18 protein-coding genes are annotated in these 25,083 nt (G+C 73.6%); 9 read left to right on the top strand and 9 right to left on the bottom strand.

The genetic code is table 11. The features are described 5' to 3' along the window. Window positions 1-26: 26 nt before the first annotated feature. From ACIRGB_RS17215 to ACIRGB_RS17205, 3 genes are all read left to right on the top strand, one after another. The gene (locus ACIRGB_RS17215; protein WP_403866015.1) at window positions 27-923 is read left to right on the top strand and encodes a helix-turn-helix domain-containing protein; all 897 of its coding nucleotides are present in this window, start codon (window positions 27-29) and stop codon (window positions 921-923) included. 102 nt (window positions 924-1,025) lie between these two features. Beyond that, window positions 1,026-1,814, top strand: coding sequence for a hypothetical protein (locus ACIRGB_RS17210; protein ID WP_403865029.1), 789 nt, complete (start codon window positions 1,026-1,028; stop codon window positions 1,812-1,814). A gap of 9 nt (window positions 1,815-1,823) precedes the next feature. Then, window positions 1,824-6,230 carry an HAD-IC family P-type ATPase gene (locus ACIRGB_RS17205; RefSeq protein WP_403865026.1) on the top strand — a complete coding sequence of 1,469 codons (4,407 nt, stop codon included), beginning with the start codon at window positions 1,824-1,826 and terminating at the stop codon, window positions 6,228-6,230. Window positions 6,231-6,338: 108 nt separating this feature from the next. Here ACIRGB_RS17205 and ACIRGB_RS17200 read toward each other — a convergent pair whose 3' ends face one another. Further along, the gene (locus ACIRGB_RS17200) at window positions 6,339-7,784 is read right to left on the bottom strand and encodes an MFS transporter (protein WP_403865023.1); all 1,446 of its coding nucleotides are present in this window, start codon (window positions 7,782-7,784) and stop codon (window positions 6,339-6,341) included. An 82-nt stretch (window positions 7,785-7,866) separates the two neighbouring features. On the opposite strand from ACIRGB_RS17200, the gene dusB reads away from it, so the two are divergent. After that, on the top strand, window positions 7,867-9,033 hold the full coding sequence (gene dusB / locus ACIRGB_RS17195) for a tRNA dihydrouridine synthase DusB (protein ID WP_403865021.1): 1,167 nt from the start codon (window positions 7,867-7,869) through the stop codon (window positions 9,031-9,033). Here dusB and ACIRGB_RS17190 read toward each other — a convergent pair whose 3' ends face one another. Then, a complete protein-coding gene (locus ACIRGB_RS17190; RefSeq protein ID WP_403865018.1) occupies window positions 9,034-10,821 on the bottom strand; it encodes a CDP-alcohol phosphatidyltransferase in 1,788 nt (595 codons plus the stop codon). It abuts the gene before it with no gap. A gap of 482 nt (window positions 10,822-11,303) precedes the next feature. On the opposite strand from ACIRGB_RS17190, the gene ppdK reads away from it, so the two are divergent. Beyond that, window positions 11,304-14,033 carry a pyruvate, phosphate dikinase gene (gene ppdK / locus ACIRGB_RS17185; RefSeq protein WP_403865015.1) on the top strand — a complete coding sequence of 910 codons (2,730 nt, stop codon included), beginning with the start codon at window positions 11,304-11,306 and terminating at the stop codon, window positions 14,031-14,033. Between the two features lie 227 nt (window positions 14,034-14,260). Then, window positions 14,261-15,469, top strand: a complete 1,209-nt coding sequence (locus ACIRGB_RS17180; RefSeq protein WP_403865012.1) for an acyltransferase family protein — start codon at window positions 14,261-14,263, stop codon at window positions 15,467-15,469. A 31-nt stretch (window positions 15,470-15,500) separates the two neighbouring features. Here the strand turns inward: ACIRGB_RS17180 and ACIRGB_RS17175 are convergent, their stop codons facing one another. After that, the gene (locus tag ACIRGB_RS17175) at window positions 15,501-15,944 is read right to left on the bottom strand and encodes an LAETG motif-containing sortase-dependent surface protein (protein WP_403865009.1); all 444 of its coding nucleotides are present in this window, start codon (window positions 15,942-15,944) and stop codon (window positions 15,501-15,503) included. A gap of 183 nt (window positions 15,945-16,127) precedes the next feature. Between ACIRGB_RS17175 and ACIRGB_RS17170 the strand changes: the two genes are divergently transcribed. After that, window positions 16,128-17,060 (top strand): oxidoreductase, encoded by a 933-nt coding sequence (locus ACIRGB_RS17170; protein WP_403865006.1) that lies wholly within the window; start codon window positions 16,128-16,130, stop codon window positions 17,058-17,060. 10 nt (window positions 17,061-17,070) lie between these two features. Here the strand turns inward: ACIRGB_RS17170 and ACIRGB_RS17165 are convergent, their stop codons facing one another. From ACIRGB_RS17165 to ACIRGB_RS17145, 5 genes are all read right to left on the bottom strand, one after another. Further along, a complete protein-coding gene (locus tag ACIRGB_RS17165; protein ID WP_403865003.1) occupies window positions 17,071-17,838 on the bottom strand; it encodes an SDR family NAD(P)-dependent oxidoreductase in 768 nt (255 codons plus the stop codon). A 79-nt stretch (window positions 17,839-17,917) separates the two neighbouring features. After that, entirely contained in the window at window positions 17,918-18,502 is a 585-nt protein-coding gene (locus ACIRGB_RS17160) for a TetR/AcrR family transcriptional regulator (RefSeq protein WP_403865000.1), read from the bottom strand. 77 nt (window positions 18,503-18,579) lie between these two features. Continuing rightward, a complete protein-coding gene (gene nirD / locus ACIRGB_RS17155; RefSeq protein WP_403864997.1) occupies window positions 18,580-18,945 on the bottom strand; it encodes a nitrite reductase small subunit NirD in 366 nt (121 codons plus the stop codon). Continuing rightward, window positions 18,942-21,554: a nitrite reductase large subunit NirB gene (nirB, locus tag ACIRGB_RS17150; RefSeq protein WP_403864994.1), complete on the bottom strand. Its 2,613-nt coding sequence runs from the start codon at window positions 21,552-21,554 to the stop codon at window positions 18,942-18,944. Before nirB ends, nirD begins: the two co-directional genes overlap by 4 nt. After that, window positions 21,554-22,810 carry an NAD(P)/FAD-dependent oxidoreductase gene (locus ACIRGB_RS17145; protein WP_403864991.1) on the bottom strand — a complete coding sequence of 419 codons (1,257 nt, stop codon included), beginning with the start codon at window positions 22,808-22,810 and terminating at the stop codon, window positions 21,554-21,556. The genes nirB and ACIRGB_RS17145 overlap by 1 nt, the downstream gene beginning before the upstream one ends. Before the next feature lie 183 nt (window positions 22,811-22,993). On the opposite strand from ACIRGB_RS17145, the gene ACIRGB_RS17140 reads away from it, so the two are divergent. Beyond that, window positions 22,994-23,776 carry a sulfite exporter TauE/SafE family protein gene (locus ACIRGB_RS17140; RefSeq protein ID WP_403864989.1) on the top strand — a complete coding sequence of 261 codons (783 nt, stop codon included), beginning with the start codon at window positions 22,994-22,996 and terminating at the stop codon, window positions 23,774-23,776. Between the two features lie 140 nt (window positions 23,777-23,916). Further along, complete coding sequence (locus tag ACIRGB_RS17135; protein WP_403864986.1) at window positions 23,917-24,396, top strand: hypothetical protein; 480 nt, start codon at window positions 23,917-23,919, stop codon at window positions 24,394-24,396. A 32-nt stretch (window positions 24,397-24,428) separates the two neighbouring features. Here the strand turns inward: ACIRGB_RS17135 and ACIRGB_RS17130 are convergent, their stop codons facing one another. Continuing rightward, window positions 24,429-25,061, bottom strand: coding sequence for a class F sortase (locus ACIRGB_RS17130; protein WP_403864983.1), 633 nt, complete (start codon window positions 25,059-25,061; stop codon window positions 24,429-24,431). Between the last annotated feature and the right edge of the window lie 22 nt (window positions 25,062-25,083).

The following is a 25,083-nucleotide window of genomic DNA, read 5'->3' as shown; positions in this document are numbered from 1 at the left end:
GCGGCACCATGGGGGGCATGACGACCATGACGGGCCAGGAGACGGCGCCGCAGTCCCCGCCCCGGGACACCGGCGCGGAGATCCGGCGGCACGAACTCGCCGCCTTCCTGCGCAGCCGCCGCGAGCGCATCGCCCCCGAGCAGGTCGGGCTGCCCCGCGGACGCCGGCGCCGGACCCCGGGGCTGCGGCGCGAGGAGGTCGCCCAGCTCTCGGCCGTCGGCGTCACCTGGTACACCTGGCTGGAGCAGGCCCGGGACATCCAGGTCTCCGTGCAGGTCCTCGACGCCCTCGCCCGCGCCCTGCTGCTCGACCCCACCGAGCGCGCCCACCTCTTCCGGCTGGCGGGGGCCGTCGACCCGACGCCGGCGACGGTCTGCCCGGCCATCACACCGGCGGTGCGCGCCCTGCTGGAGCAGTTCGAGCCGTACCCCGCCTGTGTGCAGAACAGCCGGTACGACATCCTTGCCCACAACCGGACGTACGGGCTGCTGCTGTGCGACCTGGAGGCGGTGCCGCCCGAGGACCGCAACTGCATGATCCTCTGCTTCACCCACGAGGAGTGGCGGTCCTCGATCGTGCACCTGGAGGAGACCCAGCGGCTGATGGCGGCGCGGTTCCGCGCGACCATGGCCGGGCATCTCGCCGAGCCCGCCTGGAAGATGCTGCTCAAGCGGCTGCGCACCCAGTCGCCGGACTTCCGCGAGGCCTGGGAGCGGTACGAGGTGGTCGCGCACCGCGGCAAGCGCAAGGAGTTCCTCAACCGGCACGTCGGCCGCATTCGCGTCGACCACACCGACCTGTGGCTCGGGCCGGAACCGGGGCCCCGGATGGTGACCTACGCACCGGCCGACGAGGTCTCCCGGGAGCGGCTGGAGAAGCTGCACGCGATCGCCGTGGAGCGCGGAGCGACATCGTCCGGATGAGTGCCCGAAGTGCGGGAACCCGGAGATATGCGGAAGGTGATGTTCCCAGGCCTTCCACGGCCCGGGGTTCCCACAGCACGGACAGGGCGAGGACGAAGAGTCATGGCTGAGCAGAAGTCGGCGCGGACACTTCCGCGGCCGTTGCACGCCGCCGCTTCGGCGGTGCGGAAGGTGCCGGGTGCCGGGACGGTGGGCAGGGCCGCCGAGGGCGCGCTGGACAGGATCGGGGCGGTGTCGCCGCGCGGGCGGCGCGTGCTCGTCTACACGGGCGCCGGGGTGCTGGGCGTCGCCGGGCTGGTGGAGTGGCCGGTGGCCGCCACCGGAGCGGCGGTGGCCTGGCTGACGCAGCCGCGCGGGCAGGACCGGAACGGGAGCGCGGGCGGCGCCGCCGGGGAGACCCGGGGCACCGCGGACACGAAGTCCGGCCGGACGCCGGCCCGGAAGACCACCGCCGGGGCGGGCACCGCGAAGTCGGGGACGTCCAGTGCGGGTACCGCGAAGGCGGGGACGTCCAGTGCAGGTACCGCGAAGGCGGGTACGGCCAAGGCGGGCGGGACGAAGGCGGCTGCGGCGAAGCGGAGCGGCGGCGCAAAGAAGGCCGCCGCCAAGTCCACGGCGGGCAAGTCCACGGCGAGCAAGTCCACGGCGAGCAAGACGACGGCAGGCACGTCCACGGCGAGCAAGTCCGCCGCCGCGAAGAAGTCCACGGCGAGCAAGTCGGCCGCGGCGAAGAAGACCGCCGCGAAGAAGACCTCCGCGAAGAAGACCGCGTCCCCCACTCGGGCCAAGAGCCGGTCCGGGGCCAAGGCCTCGTCGAGCAGGCCCTCCGCCTCCCGTGGGAGCCGGAGCCGCAAGACGGCCGCCGCGTCGCGCACCCGCTCGTCCGGCTGAGGGAGCGCCATGGTCGGTGGACTGCTGACGCGTTCCCAGGCCGCCGTCACGGGGCTGGTGCTGGCCGGACCCCGGCTGCTCGCGCGCGGTACCGCGCCCGCCGTGGGCGCCGCGGCCGGAGCGGCGGCGGGCACCGCACGGGCCGGTGTGCGCGGCGCCGACTTCGCCGCGCGGGCGGCACGGGTGGCCCGCGCCGCGCTGCCCGGCGGATCGCCGGACTGGCGGGCCGGACCCCGGGCCCACCTCGCGCTGCGGCCGGCCGCCACGGACGAGGTACGCGCGGCGGGCGGCACGGAGCGCGTGGCGCGGCGGGTGGCGGCGGCACTGGCCGAGCACCCGGACGTCCTGCTCGCCTACTGGGACACCGGTCTCGCCAGACTCGTGGTGACCGCGACCGAGGACACGCTGACCGATCGCGTCGTGGACCACGCCGCCGAACTCGCCGAACGCCACGGACTCACCCGGGCGGACCAGGCCGCCCCCGCCGACCCGGACGACTTGCTGGAGGAGACGGACCACCCGGGCGACCCGGCCTCCGTACGCGTGGCGGCGACCGCGCTCGGCGCCGACGTGCTGGGCATCGCCGCCGCCGTGACCGGCGCGCGGCTGCGGCTGCCGCCCACGCCCCGCCTGGTCACCGCCGTGGCGACGCTGCTGCGCGAGAACCCGGCCTTCCGGGCCTGGCTGGGCGAGCGGCTCGGCGAGCACCGCATGGACGTGGCGCTGGCCGCCGCCAACGCCGCCGTCCACGGCGCCGGGCAGAGCCCCACCTCGCTGGTGCTCGACGGGGCGCTGCGCGTCTGCCAGCTGACGGAGGCGGTGACGCGCGGGGCCGCCTTCGAGGTCGTCCACGACCAGCTGTGCGACCCCGGCCGGGCCAGCCTGCCCGCCGCACCCGCCCTGCGCCCGACGCCCCGCACCTCACCGGCCCAGGACTACGCCGCCCACGCCTCGGCGGGCAGCGTGGCGGGCGCCGCCGCGACCCTGCTGGTCAAGCACGACGTGTCCGAGGCGGCGGAGGCGGTGCTCGCCGGTTCGCCCAAGGCCGCGCGCTACGGGCCCGCCGCCTTCCACGCCGTCCTGAGCGCCGCGCTGTCCCGCACCGGCGTGCTCGTGCGCGACCCCGGGCGGCTGCGGCAGCTGGAGATGGCCCGCACGGTCGTCCTGCACCCCAGCGCGCTGCGGGTGCCGGACGCGGGCGCCGACCCCTGGACCGAGGACGTGCTGGACGCGGCGCGGCGCGCGGGGCTGCGCGTGGTCATGGTCGAGGACCCGGCGCTGGCCGACTTCACCGGCCTCGCCGACCAGGTCGTCGCCGCCCGGCGCCCGCTCGCCGACGTCGTGGCCGAACTGCGCGCCGAGGGCGGCGTCATCACCGTCGTACGGCCGCTGCCCGGCGACGACGGCTCCGTCGCGGCCGGGCTGCTCGCCGGGGACGTGGCCGTCGCGCTGGCCGACGCGGACTGCCCGGTGGCCTGGGGCGCGGACGTGCTCGCACCGCAGGGGCTCGCCGACGTGTGGCGGGTGCTGCGGGCGGTGCCGGCCGCGCGTGCCGTCGGGCGCCGGTCGCAGACGCTGGCCCGGTCCGGGGCCGCGCTGTCCGGGCTGCTGGTGGCGGTCGGCGAGGCGCGCGGCAGGAGCCGGGGCGGCGTGTCCTCGCTGCTGGGGATGCGGCACGCGCCGGTGGACGCGAGCGCCGCGGTGGCCCTGCTGTCCGGGACGCGGGCCGCGATCGGCGTGGCGATGGCCCGCGCCCCGCACCCCCGGGCCCGGGTGGCGTGGCACGCGCTGGACCCGGGCGACGTACGGGACCGGCTGGAGCGGGAACGCGAACCCGAGCCCACCGCCGTGGAGCAGGCCACTGCCCGGCTGCGCGCCGCCGCCGACCGGGCCGGCCGGGTGCCCGTGCTGGCCCCGGTCCGCTGGTCGTGGCAGCTGGCCCGCGCCGTACGCGGGGAGCTGGACGACCCGCTCACCCCGGTCCTCGCGGTCGGCTCGGCGGCCTCCGCGATCCTCGGGTCGGTCGTCGACGCGCTGCTCGTCGTCGGCGCCCTCGACCTGAACGCGCTGGTCGGCGGCTTCCAGCGGCTGCGCGCCGAGCGGGCGCTGTCCGGGCTGCTGGCGGAGCAGAAGCAGAAGGCCCGGGTCACCGAGGAGCAACTCGGCCCGGACAGCGGGGGGTTCGGGGCGACGGGTGAGCCGTGGATCGTGGACGCGGCCAAGCTGCACCCCGGCCATGTGATCGAGCTGAAGGCGGACGACGTGGTGCCCGCCGACGCCCGGCTGCTGTGGGAGGACGGGCTCGAGGTGGACGAGTCCGCGCTGACCGGTGAGTCGCTGCCGGTGGACAAGTGCGTGGACCCGGCGCCCCGCGCCCCGGTGGCGGAGCGGTACTGCATGGTCTTCGAGGGCACGACCGTGGTGGCCGGGCGGGCCCGCGCCGTGGTCGTCGACACCGGCGAGCACACCGAGGCCGCGCGGGCGGTCGCGCTGGCCGCCCGTACGCCCTCGGCGGCCGGGGTGCAGGCCAGGCTCCAGGAGCTGACCCGCAAGGCGCTGCCGCTCACCCTGGCGGGCGGGGCCGCGGTGACCGGGCTCTCGCTGCTGCGCGGGGCGCCGATCCGGCAGGCCGTCGCCGGCGGCGTGTCGGTGGCGGTGGCCGCCGTGCCCGAGGGGCTGCCGCTGGTGGCGACGGTGGCCCAGCTCGCCGCCGCCCGCCGCCTCAGCCGCCGGGGCGTCCTGGTGCGCACCCCGCGCACCCTGGAGGCGCTCGGCCGGATGGACACCGTCTGCTTCGACAAGACGGGCACCCTCACCGAGAACAAGCTGCGGCTGTCGCGGGTCGCGGGCACCGACGGCACGGTCCGCCGGGTGGGCGCGGCGGAGACCGCCGACACCGTACGGGTCGCCGCCCGCGCCTGCCCCCGGCTGAACGGCGACGGCGCCCGGCCCACCCACGCCACCGACGAGGCCGTCCTGGACGCGGCCGGGGACGACCCCGACTGGCGGCAGGAGGAGGGCCTGCCCTTCGAGACCTCCCGGGGCTACGCCGCCGCCGTCGGCCGCGAGGGCGGCCGGGGCCCCGCCGTGCTGGTGGTCAAGGGCGCCCCGGAGACGGTGCTGCCCGCCTGTGCCGACCTGCCGGAGCACACCTCGGAGGTGGCGCGGCGGCTGGCCGGTGCCGGACTGCGCATCATCGCGGTGGCCCGGCGGACGCTGGCGAGGGGCGAGAAGGCGGCCGAGGTCCTCGAACGGCAGCCGTCCGAGCTGGAGTTCGCCGGACTGCTCGCGCTGGCCGACGTGCCCCGCGAGACCTCCCCGGCGCTGGTGCGCGGGCTGCGCGAGGCGGGCGTACGGCCCGTGGTGCTGACCGGCGACCATCCGCAGACCGCCCACGCCATCGCCGTCGACCTGGGCTGGCCCGAGGACGCGGTCGTGGTCACCGGTGACGAACTCGCCGCCGCCGACCGCACCGCGCGCTCCCGGATGCTGCGCGACGCGGACGTGGTGGCCCGGGTGGCGCCCGAGCAGAAGCTCCTGGTCGTCGAGTCGCTGCGGGACGCCGGGCGGGTCGTCGGCATGGTCGGCGACGGCGCCAACGACGCCGCCGCGATCCGGGCCGCCGACATCGGCGTCGGCATCAGCGCCCGCGGCTCGGCCGCCGCCCGCAACGCCGCCGACCTGGTCGTCACGGGCGACGACCTGCTGGTGCTGGTGGAGGCGGTGCGGGAGGGCCGGGCGCTGTGGCACAGCGTCGCCGACGCCATCGCCATCCTGATCGGCGGCAACGCGGGCGAGGTCGGCTTCGGCATCCTCGGCACGGTGCTGAGCGGCGCCGCCCCGCTGTCCACCCGCCAGATGCTGCTGGTCAACCTGTTCACCGACCTGTTCCCGGCGATGGCCGTCGCGGTGACGAAGACCGGGGACCCGGAGCAGGAGGCCGCCGACGCGGGCGCGCCGCTCGGCACGGCGGTGCTGGGCGAGCCCCTCATCCGGCAGATCCGGCACCGGGCGCTGACCACGGCGCTGGGGGCGACCGCGGCGTGGCTGCTCGGCCGCTTCACGCCGGGCACGCAGCGCCGCTCGACGACCATGGCCCTGTGCGCGGTCGTCGGCACCCAGCTCGCCCAGACCCTCGCCGACCGCCGCGACAGCCGCCTGGTCCAGGTCACCTCCCTCGGCTCCGCCGCCGCCCTGGTCGCCCTGGTCCAGACCCCGGGCGCCAGCCGCCTCTTCGGCTGCACCCCGCTGGGCCCGGTGGCCTGGACGGGTGTGGCCGCGGCGATCGCCCTGGCGCTCGCGGGTCAGCGGGCGCTGCCGGGCGTGGAGGACGCGATCGCGAAGCACTGGCCGAAGGCAGCGGAACGGCTACCTACGCTGACCTCGGGCGCGGTGCCACGGGGCGCGAGGGGCTGACGCGCGGGTGGGCCGTCGCCGACCGAAGGGCGTGTGCGTGCTTTCCCCGGCCCAGATCCGGACGCTGCCGGGCGCCCACGACGGCCCGGACCACCGGCCGAGGCGTCGTCAGGCCCCCGTTCGGGCTGTTTCCCGTATCTCCGGTGACGACAGGCGCTCGGCGGTGCGTTCCGCGGTGCGGCGGGCCCAGCGGCCGCTGGTGACGGCGCCCAGGACGAGGACCGCGAGGCCGCAGGCGGCCAGGATCCACCAGCCGGGGCGGGACGCGGAGACGAAGGTCTCGCGGTACGACGACGCGCCCACGCCCGTCGCCAGCACCGCGCCGACCACCGCCACGCCGAGCGTCTGGCCCAGCTGGCGGCTGGTCGAGGCGACGGCGGCCGCGACCCCGGCCTGGGCGCGGGGCATGCCGGAGACGGCGGTGTTGGTGATGGGGGCGTTGACGAAGCCGAAGCCGATGCCGAACAGGACGTAGCCGAGGAAGAGCGTGACGTCGGAGGTCTCGGCCTCGAAGGCGGCGAACAGCGTCCCGCTGGCGGTCAGCGCGCCGCCCGCGATCACCAGCGGCAGGCGCGGCCCCCGGCTGCCGACCAGCCGCCCGGCGAGCGGGGCGCACAGGAAGGTCGGCACGGCCATCGGCAGCATCCACAGGCCGGCCTCCAGGGCGCTCAGTCCGCGCACGTTCTGGAGGTAGAGCGTGGACAGGAACAGGAAGCCGCCCAGCGCGGCGAACGCGCTGACCGCGATCACGGTGGCCCCGCTGAACGGCGCCGACCGGAAGAAGCGCAGCTCGATGAGCGGGTCGGTGCGACGGGGCTCGTGGACGAGCAGGCCGACCAGCGCGGCGAGCGCCAGGACGGCGTAGGGGAGCACGCTGGTGAACCCGGCGTTCGGCGCCTCGATGATCGCGTACGTCAGGGAACCGAACAGCACGATCACCATCAGCTGGCCCAGCGGGTCGGGGCGGCGGGCCTTCGGCGCGCGGGACTCGGGGACGAAGCGGAGGGTCAGGAGCAGGGCGGCCAGGCCCACCGGCAGGTTGACCCAGAAGATCGAGCGCCAGCCGACCGACTCCACGAGCACCCCGCCCACCAGCGGCCCCGCGGCCATGGATATGCCGACCACCGCGCCCCAGACGCCGATCGCGCGGGCGCGCTCGCGCGGGTCGGTGAAGGTGTTGGTGATGATCGACATCGCGACCGGGTTGAGCATCGAACCGCCCACCGCCTGCATCATCCGGAAGACGATCAGCGAGGACAGGTCCGGGGCCAGGGAGCACAGCAGCGAGCCGAGGGTGAAGAGCACCAGGCCGGTCATGAAGACCCGTTTGCGGCCGATCCGGTCGGCCGTGGAGCCGGACAGCATCAGCAGCGCGGCCAGCACCAGCGTGTACGCGTCGATCGCCCACTGGAGGCCCGACGTGCTCGCGTGCAGGTCGCGCTGCATGGAGGGGAGGGCGACGTTGAGGATCGTGTTGTCGATACTCACGATCAGCAGACTCATGCAGCAGATGGCCAGCACGAGCATGCGGCGGCGAGGGGAGAGCTCGGGCATGGACTCCACCCTACGCCCATTTCGATAGTGCGGTTAACTAATGACTGATACATGATCTCCCCGCGTGCGGGACAATGAGGGAATGTCCACGCTCACCACGCCCGCCCCCGAGACCACCGCCGCGCCCTTGCGGATCGGCCCGCACACCGTCGCGCCGCCCGTGGTGCTGGCGCCGATGGCCGGTATCACCAACGCACCGTTCCGCACGCTGTGCCGGGAGTTCAGCGGCGGCAAGGGCCTGTTCGTGAGCGAGATGATCACGACCCGGGCGCTGGTCGAGCGCAACGAGAAGACCATGCAGCTGATCCACTTCGACGCGACCGAGACCCCGCGCTCGATCCAGCTGTACGGCGTCGACCCGGTGACCGTCGGCAAGGCCGTCCGCATGATCGCGGAGGAGGACCTCGCCGACCACATCGACCTGAACTTCGGCTGCCCGGTGCCCAAGGTGACCCGCAAGGGCGGCGGCTCGGCGCTGCCGTACAAGCGGAACCTGCTGCGCGCCATCGTCCGCGAGGCCGTCACCGGCGCCGGTGACCTGCCCGTCACCATGAAGATGCGCAAGGGCATCGACGACGACCACCTCACCTACCTCGACGCCGGCCGCATCGCCGTCGAGGAGGGCGTCAGCGCCATCGCCCTGCACGGCCGCACCACCGCCCAGCACTACGGCGGCACCGCCGACTGGGACGCCATCGCCCGCCTCAAGGAGCACGTCCCGGAGATCCCCGTCCTCGGCAACGGCGACATCTGGTCCGCCGAGGACGCGCTGCGCATGGTGCGCGAGACCGGCTGCGACGGCGTCGTGGTCGGACGCGGGTGCCTGGGGCGGCCGTGGCTCTTCGCTGACCTGGTCGCCGCCTTCGAGGGGCGCACCGACGCCTTCGTACGGCCCACCCTGCGCGAGGTCGCCGACGTGATGGTCCGGCACGCCACGCTGCTCGGTGAGTGGATCGGCGACGAGGCGCGCGGCGTCATCGACTTCCGCAAGCACGTGGCCTGGTACCTCAAGGGCTTCGCCGTCGGCTCCGAGATGCGCAAGCGGCTCGCGATCACCTCCTCGCTGGAGGCCCTGCGCGCCGGACTCGACGAGCTGGACCTCGACCAGTCCTGGCCCACCGGCGCCGACGGCCCCCGCGGCCGCACCTCCGGCAACAACCGGGTGGTCCTGCCCGACGGCTGGCTGAAGGACCCGTACGACTGCGCGGGCGTCGGCGAGGACGCCGAGCTGGACACCTCCGGCGGCTGATCAGTCCCCCGCGCCGGTGGGGTGCGGGGTCGAGCCGTACGCGGTCAGGAAGCGGTCGCGGAAGGAACTCATCTTCCACACCGGGGCGTCCTTCGCAGGCTTCAGCCCCCGCGTCCAGTTCCAGTCGTCGATCGCGTCGAGCACCTTCGGGTCCTTGGCGACGATCGACACCGGGACGTCCCGGCTCGCGTGGTCGCCGCTGACGCGGGCGAGCGGCTGGTGGTCGCCGAGGAAGACGAGGACGGTGTCGTCGGTGCCGTAGCGCTCCAGCCACTGGGTGAGGCTGGTGACCGAGTACTGGATCGACTTGCCGTACTCCTCCTTCGAGCGGGCGGAGTCGGTGATGACGTCGGACGCCTTCACACCCGACGCCTCGATCCCCTCGTACACCGAGCCGTCGCCGACCTCGTCCCAGCCGACCATCCTCGGGACGGGCGCCCAGGGCTGGTGGCTGGAGGTGAGGATGACCTCCGCCATCAGCGGCCTGTCGCGCTTGCGGCCGTGCTCCAGGCGCTGGAACGCCTCCAGCGCGTACTGGTCGGGCATCGTCGACCAGCTGAACTTCGGCCCCCGGTAGCCCACGTCGGACGCGTCGTAGACCTTGTCCAGGCCGTACCAGTCCGCCTCCGGCCAGGCCTTCTGCACGCCCGGCATGACCCCGACCGTGTCCCAGTCGCCGGTCTTCTCGAACGCCTTGGTGAGCGTGAGGTGGTCGCCCGCGGTCACGGTGCGGTAGCGCTGCTGGTTGTCCACCCACAAGCCGGACAGGAAGGTGGAGTGGCCGAGCCAGCTGCTGCCGCCGTACGTCGCCGAGGTCAGCCAGCCGCTGCGGGCGTGGAAGCCCGCCTTCGCCAGCGCCCCGGTGCTCGCCTCCAGCGTCCGGCCGACACCCGGTGCCATCACCGGGTCCTCGATCGCGCTGCGGCCGTAACTCTCGATGAACGTGAAGACCATGTCCTTGCCGCGCAGGTCCGGCACCAGCTCGGCGCCGGGCGTGGCGCCGAAGCGGTCCGCCTTCGCCTCCTTCGCGAAGGCCGCCTCGTCCCGCAGCGTGTCCACCACCCGGTGCGCCTGCGCCTCGGCCGCCCGGGAGGCGCTCGTGGTGGCGACCGGCAGGCCGAAGGTCTGCACGCCCAGCGCCACGCAGGTCATCCACACGGTCGCCGCCATCAGGGCGCCCCGCGCCGCCCGCTCCCGGTGCGCGGCGAGCAGCTCGCCGAGCCGGACCGCCGCCAGCGCCGTCAGCACCAGCAGCGAGGCGGCCAGCACGACGGCGCCCACCGCGGCCCAGGCCGCCGCCGCCCCGCCCATCGCGTCCGCCACGAAGGACTGGGCGTCGTCGAGCAGGCCCCAGTCCAGGACCAGGTTGAAGCTCCGGCCCAGGTACGCGGTGAAGCCCATGTCGAGCAGGTTCAGCACGGTCAGCGCCCCGAGGGCGGCCCCGAACAGGGCCGCCGCCACCAGGCGCGGCACCCGGGGCAGGCAGAGCAGCAGCACCGCCGCGACGACCGCCTCCCCCGGGAGCCGCGCGAAGCGGCTGGGCTCCAGGGCGACCAGGGTGTTGGGCAGCAGCAGCGCCCCGAGCACCAGAATGGCCGAAAGGGCCGTGGTGACCCGGCGGACGGCGAGGGCGGCACGCGGATGCCGGGCCCGCCATGCGCGCCGGTGGGCGAGGCGGGCCCGGAGGGAGGTGCGGGCGTCGAGCGGGGCCGGAGCGGGGGCGCCGGGGTCGTCGGGAGCGTCGTCGTGGGGCCGCGGTGGCCGGCGGAAAGGCGTGATGACGGGCACCCGAAGGTCCTTCCGTGCGAAACCCGGTGGACGGCGGGCCCCGGCGAGGGGGCCGGGACCCGCCGGACTCTCGTACGTCCACGGGAGGCGGTCCGTTCACCGGTCCGCATGGTGAAATCCGGCGGCCTGTGGGAGCGTGATTCTCGCCACCTCTGATAGGAGTGGCGCTCAGATGAGCGGATCATGAGCGACTCCACTTCTCCAAGGTGTGGCACTGAGTGCCACACCTTGATCGTTCATCGATCGAACTCAAACGTGGAGAATGCCGCTCATTCGAGCGAGTGGAGCGGTGTCCGAGAGTTCATTCGTTCAAGAAGTGAAAACACAAGCGGTCGGTCGCTTGCCAAGCCTTGACTTTCGATCCGCTGGCGGACGAGTGGTTACGGGCGCATGACGCGCACGTGGACGTACCCAGGTGCCTTTGATCTGGGTACATTCCTCGCCGTCAGGGCAGCCACCGCGTCCTCGAGGAGTCGAGACCCGTGTCGGAAAACAAAGAACCCCAGGTAGCGAACGCGGCGAAGTTCGTTTACGACTTCACCGAGGGCAACAAGGACCTCAAGGACCTCCTCGGCGGCAAGGGCGCCAACCTCGCCGAGATGACCAACCTGGGTCTCCCGGTCCCCCCGGGCTTCACGATCACCACCGAGGCCTGCAAGACCTACCTCGACAGCGGCGAGGAGCCGGCGGCCCTGCGTGACGAGGTGAGTGCGCACCTCGACGCCCTGGAAGCCACGATGGGCAAGAAGCTCGGCCAGGCCGACGACCCCCTCCTCGTGTCGGTGCGCTCCGGGGCCAAGTTCTCCATGCCCGGCATGATGGACACCGTCCTCAACATCGGCCTGTCCGACAAGTCGGTGCAGGGCCTGGCCAAGCAGGCCGGCGACGACCGCTTCGCGTGGGACTCCTACCGCCGCCTGATCCAGATGTTCGGCAAGACCGTCCTCGGCGTCGACGGCGACCTCTTCGAGGAGGCGCTGGAGGCGGCCAAGGCGGCCAAGAAGGTCGCGGTCGACACCGAGCTGGAGGCCGCGGACCTCAAGAAGCTCGTCACCAAGTTCAAGAAGATCGTCAAGACCGAGGCGGGACGGGACTTCCCGCAGGACCCGCGCGAGCAGATGGACCTCGCCATCAAGGCGGTCTTCGACTCCTGGAACGGCGAGCGTGCCAAGCTCTACCGCCGCCAGGAGCGCATCCCGCACGACCTCGGCACCGCCGTCAACGTCTGCTCCATGGTCTTCGGCAACCTCGGCCCCGACTCCGGCACCGGCGTCGCCTTCACCCGCGACCCCGCCTCGGGCCACCAGGGCGTCTACGGCGACTACCTCCAGAACGCCCAGGGCGAGGACGTCGTCGCGGGCATCCGCAACACCGTCGCGCTGGCCGACCTGGAGCAGATCGACAAGAAGTCGTACGACCAGCTGATGCAGATCATGGAGACGCTGGAGAACCACTACCTGGACCTGTGCGACATCGAGTTCACCATCGAGCGCGGCCAGCTGTGGATGCTCCAGACCCGCGTCGGCAAGCGCACCGCGGGCGCCGCCTTCCGCATCGCCACCCAGCTCGTCGACCAGGGCCTGATCGACGAGGCCGAGGCCCTCCAGCGGGTCAACGGCGCCCAGCTCGCCCAGCTGATGTTCCCCCGCTTCGACGACGAGGCGAAGGTCGAGCAGGTCGGCCGGGGCATCGCCGCCTCGCCGGGCGCGGCGGTCGGCAAGGCCGTCTTCGACTCGTACACCGCCGTCAAGTGGTCCCGGTCCGGCGAGAAGGTCATCCTGATCCGCCGCGAGACCAACCCCGACGACCTGGACGGCATGATCGCCGCCGAGGGCATCCTGACCTCGCGCGGCGGCAAGACCTCCCACGCGGCCGTCGTCGCGCGCGGCATGGGCAAGACCTGTGTCTGCGGCGCCGAGGAGCTGGAGGTCGACACCAAGCGCCGCCGGATGACCGTGCCCGGCGGGCACATCGTCGAGGAGGGCGACGTCGTCTCCATCGACGGCTCCTCCGGCAAGGTCTACCTCGGCGAGGTCCCGGTCGTGCCCTCCCCGGTCGTCGAGTACTTCGAGGGCCGTATGCACGCGGGCGCCGAGGACGCCGACGAGCTGGTCGAGGCCGTGCACCGGATCATGGCCTTCGCCGACCGCAAGCGCCGGCTGCGGGTGCGCGCCAACGCCGACAACGCCGAGGACGCGCTGCGCGCCCGCCGGTTCGGCGCCCAGGGCATCGGCCTGTGCCGCACCGAGCACATGTTCCTCGGCGACCGGCGCGAGCTGGTGGAGCGGCTGATCCTGGCCGACACCGAGGCCGTGCGCGAGGAGTCCCTCAAGGAGCTGCTGCCGCTCCAGAAGCAGGACTTCGTCGAGCTGTTCGAGGCGATGGACGGCCTGCCGGTCACCATCCGCCTCCTCGACCCGCCGCTGCACGAGTTCCTGCCCGACATCACCGAGCTGTCGGTGCGCGTGGCGCTCGCCGAGTCCCGGCAGGAGCCGCACGAGAACGAGCTGCGCCTGCTCCAGGCCGTGCACCGGCTGCACGAGCAGAACCCGATGCTGGGCCTGCGCGGCGTCCGCCTCGGCCTGGTCATCCCCGGCCTGTTCACCATGCAGGTCCGCGCCATCGCCGAGGCCGCCGCCGAACGCAAGGCGAGCAAGGGCGACCCGCGCGCCGAGATCATGATCCCGCTGGTCGGCACCGTCCAGGAGCTGGAGATCGTCCGCGAGGAGGCCGACCAGGTCATCGCCGAGGTCGAGGCGGCCACCGGCGCCAAGCTCAAGCTGTCGATCGGCACGATGATCGAGCTGCCGCGCGCCGCGCTGACCGCCGGCCAGATCGCCGAGGCCGCGGAGTTCTTCTCCTTCGGCACCAACGACCTGACCCAGACCGTGTGGGGCTTCAGCCGCGACGACGTCGAGGCCAGCTTCTTCACGGCCTACCTGGAGAAGGGCATCTTCGGCGTCTCCCCGTTCGAGACCATCGACAAGGACGGCGTCGGCTCCCTGGTCGCCGCCGCCGCGAAGGCCGGCCGCGCCACGCGTCCCGACCTGAAGCTCGGTGTCTGCGGCGAGCACGGCGGCGACCCGGAGTCGGTGCACTTCTTCCACGAGGTGGGTCTCGACTACGTCTCCTGCTCCCCGTTCCGGATCCCGGTGGCCCGCCTGGAGGCGGGCCGGGCGGCGTCGCAGTCGAAGGGCAGCGACCACCGGTAGTCCCCGAAAGGGGCCTTGAGGCCCCGGAGCCGCCGTCTGTCACCCGACCACCCTCACCGATCGGCGGCGGCTCCGGTCCACGAGAAAAGGCGGCACCCGTGCGGGGGTGCCGCCTTTTGTGACGCGTTCAACGGTGTGAAGTCCGGTCAGGTGAGCAGCAGCAAGCTGTCAGCAGAGTTGGAGGGCCCTGGCAGCGGACAGCGGCCGACACCCGGAACGGTGGTTGGATGACGCAGACGGAGCACAGGGAACCGGCCGGCACGAGCACCGGGGAAGGGGCCGGCGGCGGAACCGCCGACGCGGTGCCCAGTCCCCGCACCGGCGCGCGGGAGAGGGTCCCCGAGGCCGGGCCCCCCGTCCGCCGGAACCGGCTCGCGGCCCTGGACGGACTGCGTTTCCTGGCCGCCCTGTCCGTGGTCTTCTTCCACTTCGTCGGCCAGGTGCCCTCCACGATGCAGACCATCTGGGACCGCCCCGTCGACACCGTCTTCCCCGAAGCCCACGGCTACTTCGCCTTCGGCCGGCTCGGCGTCGAACTCTTCTTCCTGATCAGCGGTTTCGTCATCTGCATGAGCGCGTGGGGCCGCACCCCGCGCGACTTCTTCATCTCCCGCGTCACCCGGCTGTACCCGATGTACTGGGCGGCCGTCGCCATCACGGCCTGCGTGATCTACTTCGCCGACAACCCGTTCGGACAGCCGCACCCGCGCGTGATCTTCGCCAACCTGACAATGCTCCAGACCCCGCTCGGGGTGGAGAACCTCGACTCCGTCTACTGGACGCTCTGGCCCGAGCTGTGCTTCTACCTCACCTTCGCGGTCGTGGTGTGGAAGGGCCTGACCTACCAGCGCGTGGTGATCTACTGCGGCCTGTGGACGGTCGCCGCCGTGCTGGCCCCCAGCGCCGACATCCACCTGCTCACGCTGCTGACGAACCCGCCGTCCGCGCCGTACTTCATCGCGGGCATGGCCTTCTACCTCATGTACCGCTACCGGCCGACCCCGCTGCTGTGGGGCATCGTCGCCATGTCGTGGCTGGTGGCGCTGCACTACCTGCTGACGCCCGACGGGGGCCGCCTCGCCTGGGACTCCTGGCAGCCGAACCGCGCCGGGCTGGTCGTGGTGATCACGGTGTTCTTCCTGCTGATCGCCGCCGTCGCGCTCGGCTGGACCAGCCGCGTCCGCTGGCGCGGGCTGACCGTCGCGGGCACGCTGACCTTCCCGCTCTACCTGCTGCACGACGCCATCGGCGTCAACGTCCTGCACCGCTTCGGCGACCGGGCCCACCCGTGGGTCGTGGTCTGTGTCACCGTCGCCGCCCTGGTCGCGCTCTCCTACGTCGTGCAGCGGTTCGTGGAGCGTCCGGTGGCCCGGGCCGCACGGCGCTGGCTGAGCAGCGCCGCCTTCAGCCTCAAGGCGCCGGAGCCCCGCCGCTGAACCGACGGGGCCCCGCGCGCCGCACGCGCGGTCAGGCCGCGCCGTCGCCCCGGCGCCGCCGCGCGGCCAGCAGCAGTCCGCCGCCCGCGAGCACGACGATCCCGCCGCCCGCCGCGAGGTACGGCGTGCTGTCGTCGCCGCCGGTCTCGGCCAGGTCGGTGCCCTGCTGCCCGGCGGCCTCCTCGCTCCCGGAGTCCTTGCCGCTGCCGGAGCCCGCCGCGTCGTCGCTGTCCTCGTCGCCGGCGGGCACGAAACCGGCCGGCGGCTTGTCGCAGCCGACGCCGTCCTTGTCGCGGTCCAGGTGGGCGCCGTAGTGCTCGTCGCCCTGCTGGATGTTGGAGTACCCGGCGTCGTACGCCTCGGTGCAGTTCTTGAACGGGTGGGCGCCGTCGTGCGCCTGGGCGGCGGCGGCCGGCAGGGCGGCCAGGGCCAGCGCGGCGACGGTCACGGCGGCGGGCTTGCGGAGCAGCTTCATCGAGAGTCCCGGGAATGGTGTGGAGGAGCGGGTATGAGGTGACGAAGCTATTGAGGTGACCGAGATGTGGTGGGTATATGAAGGACTCGTGACGAGAACGTGACGTGACTGGATGGTAGCTCTCCGCTCAGGGCCGCCGGGCGCGTACGGTGAGAGAGGTCCGGACCAGCGAAGGAGCCGCGGATGACCGGCTGGAGCACGGGCGACATCCCCGCCCTGGACGGGCGGGTCGCCGTCGTGACCGGGGCCAACGGCGGCCTCGGCTACGTGATCGCCCGGGAGCTGGCGCGCAAGGGGGCGTCCGTCGTGCTCGCCTGCCGCAGCCAGGAGCGGGGGAGCGCGGCCGTGGTGCGCCTGCTCGGCGAGGTGCCCTCCGCCGTCGTGGAACCGGCGCGGCTGGACCTCGGGGACCTCGCCTCCATCCGGGAGTTCGCCTACGGACTGCCGTACGAGCGGGTGGATCTGCTCGTCAACAACGCCGGGGTGATGGCGCTGCCGCACAGCACGACGGTGGACGGCTTCGAGACCCAGTTCGGCGTCAACCACCTGGGGCACTTCGCCCTCACCGGGCTGCTGCTGCCCTCCCTGCTGGCCGCGCCCGGAGCCAGGATCGTGACCGTCTCCAGCTTCCTGCACGTGCTGGCCGCCATCGACCCGCGCGACCTCAACAGCGTGCGCCGGTACGGGCGCTGGACCGCCTACGCCCGCTCGAAGTCCGCCAACCTGCTCTTCACCCACGAACTGGCACGCCGGCTCGCGGCCCGGGAGGGAGCCTCGGACGTCCGCGCGGTCGCCGCCCACCCCGGGTACGCGCAGACCGGACTCCATGCCGCCGGGCCCCGGGCCGAGGGGCGCCGGCTCGCCGAGCGGCTGGCGCGGCTCGGGAGCCGGGTCGCCGCCCAGTCCCCGGAGGCCGGCGCGCTGCCCGTCCTGTACGCGGCGACCGCGCCCGGCGTGCCCTCCGACTCCTTCACCGGCCCGTCCTTCGCGATGTGGCGCGGGGCGCCCGCACCCTCCTGGCGGGCGTCCTGGACCACCGACGACGCGATGGGGGAGCGGCTGTGGGCCGCCTCCGAACGGCTGACCGGGGTCGTCTACGAGCCGCTGCTGCCCTGAGCGGTCGGGTTCAGGCGGTCTGGCCGCCGTCCACCACCAGGTCGGTGCCCACCACCGACGCCGCGTCGTCCGACGCCAGGTACAGCACAGCCGCCGCGACCTCCGCCACCCCCGAGACCCGGCCCAGCGGCGTCTCCTCCCGCATCCGCTCGGCCCGCCCGGCCTCCGTCTCGCCCGGCCGCAGGGACATGGAGGTCGCGGTGGCGCCGGGGCTGACGGCGTTGATGCGGACCCCGTCCCCGACGTGGTCCAGGGCGGCACCCCGGGTGAGGGCGGAGACGGCCGCCTTGGTCGCCGCGTAGGCGGTGGCGCCCGGGCTGCGTTTGTGCGCCCCGAAGGTGGAGGCGATGTTCACGATCGTGCCGCCGCCCGGCTGGGTGCGCATCTGCCGGACCTCCGCCCGCAGCGCGAGGAACACGCCGGTGACGTTGATGTCGAGCTGCGCGCGCCAGTCCTCCTCGGACAGGTCGGCGACCGGTACCCCGCCGCGGAAGACGCCCGCGTTGTTCACGGCCACGTCGAGGGAGCCGAAGTGCTCGACCGCGGCGGCCACCAGGGCGTCCATGTCGGCGGGCCGGGTGACGTCGGCGGTGACGGCCAGCGCCTTGCCGCCCGCCCCCTCGATCAGGGCCGCCGTCTCGTCGAGCGGCCCCCGGGCGCGCCCGGCGACGACGACGTGCGCGCCCTCGGCGGCCAGGGCCAGGGCGACGGCCCGCCCGATGCCGGAGCCCGCGCCGGTGACGAGGGCGGTCCTGTCGGTGAAACGCTGGGTGGTCATGAATCTCCCCTTTTTCTTGACCGATCGGTTCAGTATGTGGACCTGAAAACACCCCTCCGAAGAGGGGTGCGTCCAGGTCTCAGTCGAGCAGCGCGAGCGCCTGTTCCGCCGCGTCCCGCACCCTGGCCGGGTCCGGCGAGGCCTTGCCGACCACCCGCATGCCCTGGAGTAGCACCAGCAGCATCCGGGCGAGCGCCAGCGGATCGCGTCCGGCGGGCAGTTCGCCCTCGGCACGGGCCCGGGCCAGCGCGGTGTGCAGCACGGTCTCCAGCTGGTCCCAGTTCCGCTCGACCCGCCGGGCGGCGACCGCGTCGTGCGGGGCCAGCTCGGCGGCGGTGTTGGTGACGAAACAGCCGTGCAGGCGCGAGTCGTCGGCGCTCGCCTCGGCGGCGTAGCGCCGCACCAGGGCCCGCACGCCCGGCAGGGCCCGGCCCGGCCGGGACAGGTCCGCCAGCAGGTCCGGAAGCAACCCCTGCTCGTAGTGCGCCAGCGCCTTCAGGTACAGCTCGCGCTTGTTGCCGAAGGTCGCGTAGATGCTGGCGCGCCCGACGCCGAGGTGCTCGACGAGGTCGGACATCGACGTCGCCTCGTAGCCGCGCCGCCAGAACAGCTCCAGGGCTGCCCGCAGCGCGGCGTCCGGATCGAACTCCTTGGTCCTGGCCACGACCCGCAGCCTAGGCTCATCTGAAACGATCGGTCAAGAAACGGTCAGGCGAGAAACGATCGGTCAGGAAGGGCGGCTCAGGCGGCCTTCACCTCGTACGTCTCCACCCGGATCGCCGCGTCGTCCAGGCACTCGCCGGTCGTGAGGTCGAAGCGCTGCTTGAGCAGCGGGGAGGCGACGAACGGGCGGCCCCGGTGGGTGCCGGTCAGGCCGCGGGAGAGGACGGCCGCGCCGGTGAACGGGTCCCGGTTGTCGATGGCGTACAGCCCGCCGTCCCGGTCGCGGAACAGGGCGACCTGGCCGCCGTCCGGGAGCAGGGCCGCCACGCCCCGGCCCGGGAGCAGGACGCCGAGGTCGCAGGCCGTGAACCAGTCGTCGGTCAGCCGCAGCCGCACCTTCAGGTCGGTCGTCTCGGGTGCCAGGGACTCGGGTGCCAGGGTCATCGCCGGGTGCTTCCTTCCAGGAGGTCGTCTTCCGAGGGGCGCCGCAGGCCGATGTCCAGCAGCGGCAGGTCGGGCTTCATCTGGTCGCGCTCGGGCACGAAGCCCACGACCGGGTCGGGGGTGTCGGGCGCGTTCACGAAGGACACGAACCGCACCAGCTTCTCCGGGTCGTTGATGGTCTCGGCCCACTCGTCCCGGTAGTGCGCGACGTGGGCCCGCATCAGGGACTCCAGTTCGTCGCAGATGCCGAGCGAGTCGTGCACCACCACGTCCCGTACGTGGTCCAGGCCGCCGGGGATGCGCTCCAGCCAGGTGGAGGTGCGCTCCAGCTTGTCGGCGGTGCGGATGTAGAACATCAGGAACCGGTCGATCAGGCGGACCAGTTCGGCGTCGGAGAGGTCCTGCGCGAGCAGGTCCGCGTGGCGCGGGGTGGCGCCGCCGTTGCCGCCGACGTACAGGTTCCAGCCATTGGAGGTGGCGATCACACCGAAGTCCTTCGACTGGGCCTCGGCGCACTCGCGGGCGCAGCCGGAGACCGCCGACTTGAGCTTGTGCGGGGACCGCAGGCCCCGGTAGCGCAGCTCCAGGTCGATCGCCATCCGCACCGAGTCCTGGACGCCGTAGCGGCACCAGGTCTGCCCCACGCAGGATTTCACCGTGCGCAGCGACTTCCCGTACGCGTGCCCCGACTCGAAGCCGGCGTCCACCAGCCGCGCCCAGATCAGCGGCAGCTGCTCGACGCGGGCGCCGAACATGTCGATGCGCTGACCGCCGGTGATCTTCGTGTAGAGCCCGAAGTCCCGGGCGATCTCCCCGATGACGATGAGCTTCTCCGGCGCGATCTCGCCGCCCGGGATGCGCGGCACGACGGAGTACGAGCCGTTCTTCTGGAGGTTGGCCAGGAAGTGGTCGTTGGTGTCCTGGAGCGCCGCCTGCTCGCCCTCCAGGACGTAGCCGCTCGCGCCGATCGCCGGGGCGAGGGAGGCGATGATCGAGCCGACCGCCGGCTTGCACACCTCGCAGCCCTCACCGCCCCGCGCGCCGTCCCGGCCGTGCCGGTCGAGCAGCTCCCGGTAGGAGGTGATCCGCAGCGCGAGGACGATCTCGTACAGCTCCTCGCGGGTCTGCGCGAAGCAGCCGCACAGCCCCTTGTCGACCTCGACGCCGCTCGCCTCCAGCTCGGCGGTGACCAGCTGGCCGAGCACCTTGACGCAGGAGCCGCAGCCGGTGCCCGCCTTGGTGCACTTCTTCACCTCGGGCACCGTCGTGCAGGAGTGCTCCGTGACCGCGCCGCGGATCGAGCCCTTGGTCACGTTGTGGCAGGAGCAGATCACCGCGTCGTCGGGCAGCGCGGTGGGGCCCAGCTGGGCCGGGGCACCGGCACCGGCGGGCAGCACCAGGGACTCGGGGGAGACCGGCGGGACCGAGCCGGTGAAGGCGCGCAGGGTGCCGTACGCCTCCGCGTCGCCGACCAGGATGCCGCCGAGCAGCGTGCCGTCGCGGCCGACGACCAGCTTCTTGTACAGGCCCGCGCGGGAGTCGGAGTAGACGACGTCCAGGCAGTCCTCGGCGGTGCCGTGCGCGTCGCCGAAGGACGCCACGTCCACGCCGAGCAGCTTCAGCTTGGTGGACAGGTCGGCGCCGGTGAAGGACGCCTCCTCGGCCGCGATGGTCGCCGCCGCCGTCTCGGCCTGCTCGTACCCGGGCGCCACCAGCCCGTACACCCGGCCGTCGGCGGCCAGCGCGCACTCGCCGATCGCGAACACGTGCGGGTCGGTGACCGTGCGGCACCGCTCGTCGACGCTGATCCCGCCGCGCTCGCCGACCGCGAGGCCGCAGTCCCGGGCCAGCTGGTCGCGGGGCCGGACACCGGCGCTGAACACCACCAGGTCGGTGGCGAGTTCGGAGCCGTCGGACAGCTTCATGCCGGTGACGGCGCCCGCCTCGTCGACCACGATCTCCTGGGTGCCGACGCCGGTGTGGACCGACAGGCCCATCTCCTCGATGGTGCGCAGCAGCGCCGCGCCGCCGCCCTCGTCGACCTGCACCGGCATCAGACGGGGCGCGAACTCCACGATGTGCGAGGTGAGTCCGAGGCCCTTCAGCGCGCCGGCGGCCTCCAGGCCGAGCAGCCCACCGCCGACCACGGCACCGGTCGTCACGTTCCTCGCGTACTCCTCGATGGCGAGCAGGTCCTCGATGGTCCGGTAGACGAAGCAGCCCTCGGCGTCCTTGCCGGGCACCGGCGGGACGAAGGGGTAGGAGCCGGTGGCCAGGACCAGCACGTCGTACGCGACGACCAGCCCCGAGCGGGCGGTCACCGTACGGGCCTCCCGGTCGACGGTCTCGGCCGGGTCCCCGACCCGCAGCTCGATGCCGTGCTCGGCGAGGAAGGCCGGGTCGGTCATCGACAGGTCCTCGGGGGTCTTCCCCGAGAAGTACGAGGTGAGCTGGACGCGGTCGTAGGCGGGGCGCGGCTCCTCGCACAGGACGACCACGCGGTGCGTGCCGGTCAGGCCGCGCTCGGCGAGGGCCTCCAGGAAGCGCTGGCCGACCATGCCGTGGCCGACCAGCACGATCGTGGGGGTGTGCCCCGGGGTGGCGGTCATCAGGAGCCTCCGTCTTGGGTGAGCAGGTGGAGCAGGGGGCCGCCGTCGGAGGGGAGCGGCTCTGCTCCCTCCCAGGCGCGCGCCAGCGCGCCGACGGTGCCGAGTTCGCCGACCAGGACCCCGCCGACCAGCCGGTCGTCGCGGACGACGACCTTGCGGTAGGTGCCCCGGGTGGCGTCGGCGAGCTGCACGACGTCGTCGCCGGGGAGGGGGTCGGTCTCGCCGAACGCGGCGAGGTCGAAGGGGCCGTCCGGCCCGCCGAAGGGGCCGTCGGGTCCGGTGAGGGTCAGCCGGGTCAGCGAGCGGGTGCCGGTGTAGCGGGGGGCCGCGGCGCCGCCCGCCGTGCCGTCCGCGGCGAGCAGCCCGGCGAGGGCGTCCGCCTGTTCGAGGGCGGGCGCGGCCAGTCCGTACACGCGCCCCGCGTGCTCGGCGCAGTCGCCGACGGCGCGGATGTGCGGGTCCGAGGTGCGCAGCTCGTCGTCGACGAGGACGCCCGTGCCGACCTCGAGACCCGCCTCCCGCGCGAGCCCGATCCGCGGCCGGACCCCGCAGGCGAGCACGACCAGGTCGGTGCCGAGGGCGTACCCGTCGCCCATCTCCACCGACCGCACCGCCCCGCCGACGCTGCGCACGTCCCGTACCCGGCACTCGGTGTGCACCTCGACGCCGAGGCCCTCCAGGTGCCGCCGCACCAGCGCGGAGGCCCCCGGGTCGAGCTGCCGCTCCATCAGCCGCTCGGACTGCTGGGCGAGGACGACCTGGGCGCCGCGCACGGCCAGCGCACGGGCGGCGGACACCCCGAGCAGCCCGCCGCCGATGACGACCGCCCGTGCCCCGGGCCGCACCGCCTTCGACAGTCCGAGGCAGTCGTCCATGGTCCGGAACGCGTGCACGCCCTCGGGCAGCTCGTGGTCCGGGGTGAACAGGCCGCGCAGGGGTGGCAGCACGGCGTTGGAGCCGGTGGCCAGGACCAGCGTGTCGTAGGCGATCACCGACCCGTCGGCGCACCGCACGGTCCGCCCGGCCCGGTCGACGCCGGTGACCCGGCCGCGCAGCAGCCCGGCGGGCGCCGGCAGGGCGATCACCTCGGGGCCGTACCGTCCGGCCAGCACCTCGGCGAGCAGCACCCGGTTGTACGGGCGGTGCTCCTCGTCGCCGACCAGCAGCGCGGGCGTGCCCAGCTCACCGAGCCGCCGGGCGAGCGTCACGCCCGCGAGTCCGGCGCCGATCACCACCACACGCGTTTTCGAGGTCATGGCATCGAGCGTGCGGTGCGGGTGTTACCCGGTGGCATCCCCTCTGTTTCCCGCGGGGAACGCTGCGCTCAGCGGGGGCGGGCGGTCCGTGTGAGGGCGGACCGGCCGGGCGGGGTGGCGGGAACCTCAGAAGTCCCTCATCTCGATGGACGGCACACCTATCCCGTCCATAAGGTCATGATCATGCCCGACATAGCGCTGACCACGGTCGTCCTGCTCTGCCTCGCCGCACTCGCGGCCGGCTGGATCGACGCCGTGGTCGGCGGCGGTGGCCTCCTGCTGCTGCCCGCGCTGCTGCTCGGCCTGCCCGCCGGCACCCCGGCCGCGCACGCGCTGGGCACCAACAAGGCGGTCGCCATCGTCGGCACCACGGGCGCCGCGGTGACCTACGCCCGCAAGGCGCCGGTGGACGTGCGCACCGCCGTACGCATCGGCCTGGCGGCGCTGGCCGGATCGTCGGCCGGGGCGTTCTTCGCGGCCGGGATGAGCACCGAGGTGCTCAAGCCGGTGATCATGGTGGTGCTGCTCGCGGTCGCGGCCTTCGTGATCCTGCGCCCCGCCTTCGGCACCGCGCCCGCCACCGGCCCGGCCACCCGCCGCCAGATCCTCGCCGCGATCGGCCTCGGCGGCCTCGGCATCGGCTTCTACGACGGCCTGATCGGCCCCGGCACGGGGACCTTCCTGGTCCTGGCCCTCACCGCGCTGCTTCACCTGGACCTGGTGACGGCGTCCGCCACCGCCAAGATCGTCAACTGCTGCACCAACGCGGGCGCCCTCGCCACCTTCGCCTGGCAGGGCGCGGTCCTGTGGCAGCTGGCCGTCCTGATGGCCGCCTTCAACCTGGCCGGCGGCATGTTCGGCGCCCACACCGCCCTCAAGAAGGGCAGCGGCTTCGTCCGCGTCGTCCTGCTGACGGTGGTCTTCGCCCTGGTGGCGAACCTGGCGTACGAACAGTGGGTGGCGTAGAGCCTGTCTCTATCCCTCGGACTTACCGGCGGACGCCGCCCTTCCCTGACGGCCCCTCATGTCGCCATACTGAGCGCCAGGCACTCAAAGGCACCCCCGTTCGCGGACGTCCACCCGACAAGGAAGAGGAGACGTTCCCAGTGACGAGGCTCGACAGGACGAAGAAGCGCCTCTGGTCCGCCGCCGCGGTCTGGGGTCTGGTGGCCGGTACCGTTCTGAGCGGGGCTGGCACCGCATCGGCGTCGGCGACGCGAGAGCAGGCCGCCCCGCCCGGTTACGCGGGCCCGTTCACGGCTGCCTGCAAGGGCCGTCTGGTCTACCGGCAGCCGCTGGGCATCGGGGACGCGGAGCAAGAGGTCTACTACGACAGCGCGGGCTCCGGCACCTTCTGCGCGCGGACCCTCGACCGCATGCCCGGATCGCACAGCATGCACGTCCGCCTTCAGCGCGAGGGCTGGTCGACCTTCTGGTACGACACCGGCACCTTCACCGAATACGCCGGGGTCATCTACGTCTCCGGCGCCAACTCCCACTGCGCCTACATCTCCGGTTGGATCGAAGTCGGCGACACCAACTACTCGCATGCTCCCTACCGCCTGTGCATGCCCGGCGTCGGTTAGGCCCCGCCGCTTCGGCACACGTGCTGAACCGCTCACCGGCTCCCGGTCAGGTGGGCGAAGACGACCACGTTGCCCTGGTAGCCGGTACCGCGTGCGTAGGGGCCGCCGCAGGTGATGACGCGTAGTTCGGGGCGGTCGGCGGCGCCGTAGACCTTCTCGTCGGGGAAGGCGTCGGCGGCGTAGACCTCCACCGCGTCCACCGTGAACACCGCGACGCCGCCGTCGCGCCGGTCGACCTCGATCGTCGAGCCCTTGGCCAGGGCGCCGAGCCGGTAGAAGACGGCGGGGCCCTCGGCGTTGTCCACGTGGCCGGCGACGATCGCGGTGCCCGTCTCGCCGGGGGTGGTGCCGGCCTCGTACCAGCCGGCGAGGTTCTTCTTCCCGGCGGGCGGCACGTCCAGGCTGCCCGTGCCGGTCAGGCCCAGGCCCGTCAGCGGGGCGTCCACGCCGATCGCCGGGATGCGGACGCGGTCCGGCGGGGAGGGCGGCAGCGCCGGTGCGGCGGCGCCCCGGCCGGCCTGCCCGGCCCGGTCGGTGGCGCCGGACTGCGCGGCCGACGGTTGCGGCGGCGCGTCGGGACGGGCGCCGCCGAGCAGCAGCCAGCCGCCCGAGCAGAGGGCGACCGCGGTGACGGCCGCTATCGCGGTGTCCTTGACCCTGCGCATGACGACCCCTCTCCCTCGCGTC

Origin of the sequence: Streptomyces sp. NPDC102490 (assembly GCF_044765285.1) — a bacterium.
Classification (GTDB): Bacteria; Actinomycetota; Actinomycetes; order Streptomycetales; family Streptomycetaceae; genus Streptomyces.
This window is presented reverse-complemented; position numbering and strand designations above follow the sequence as displayed.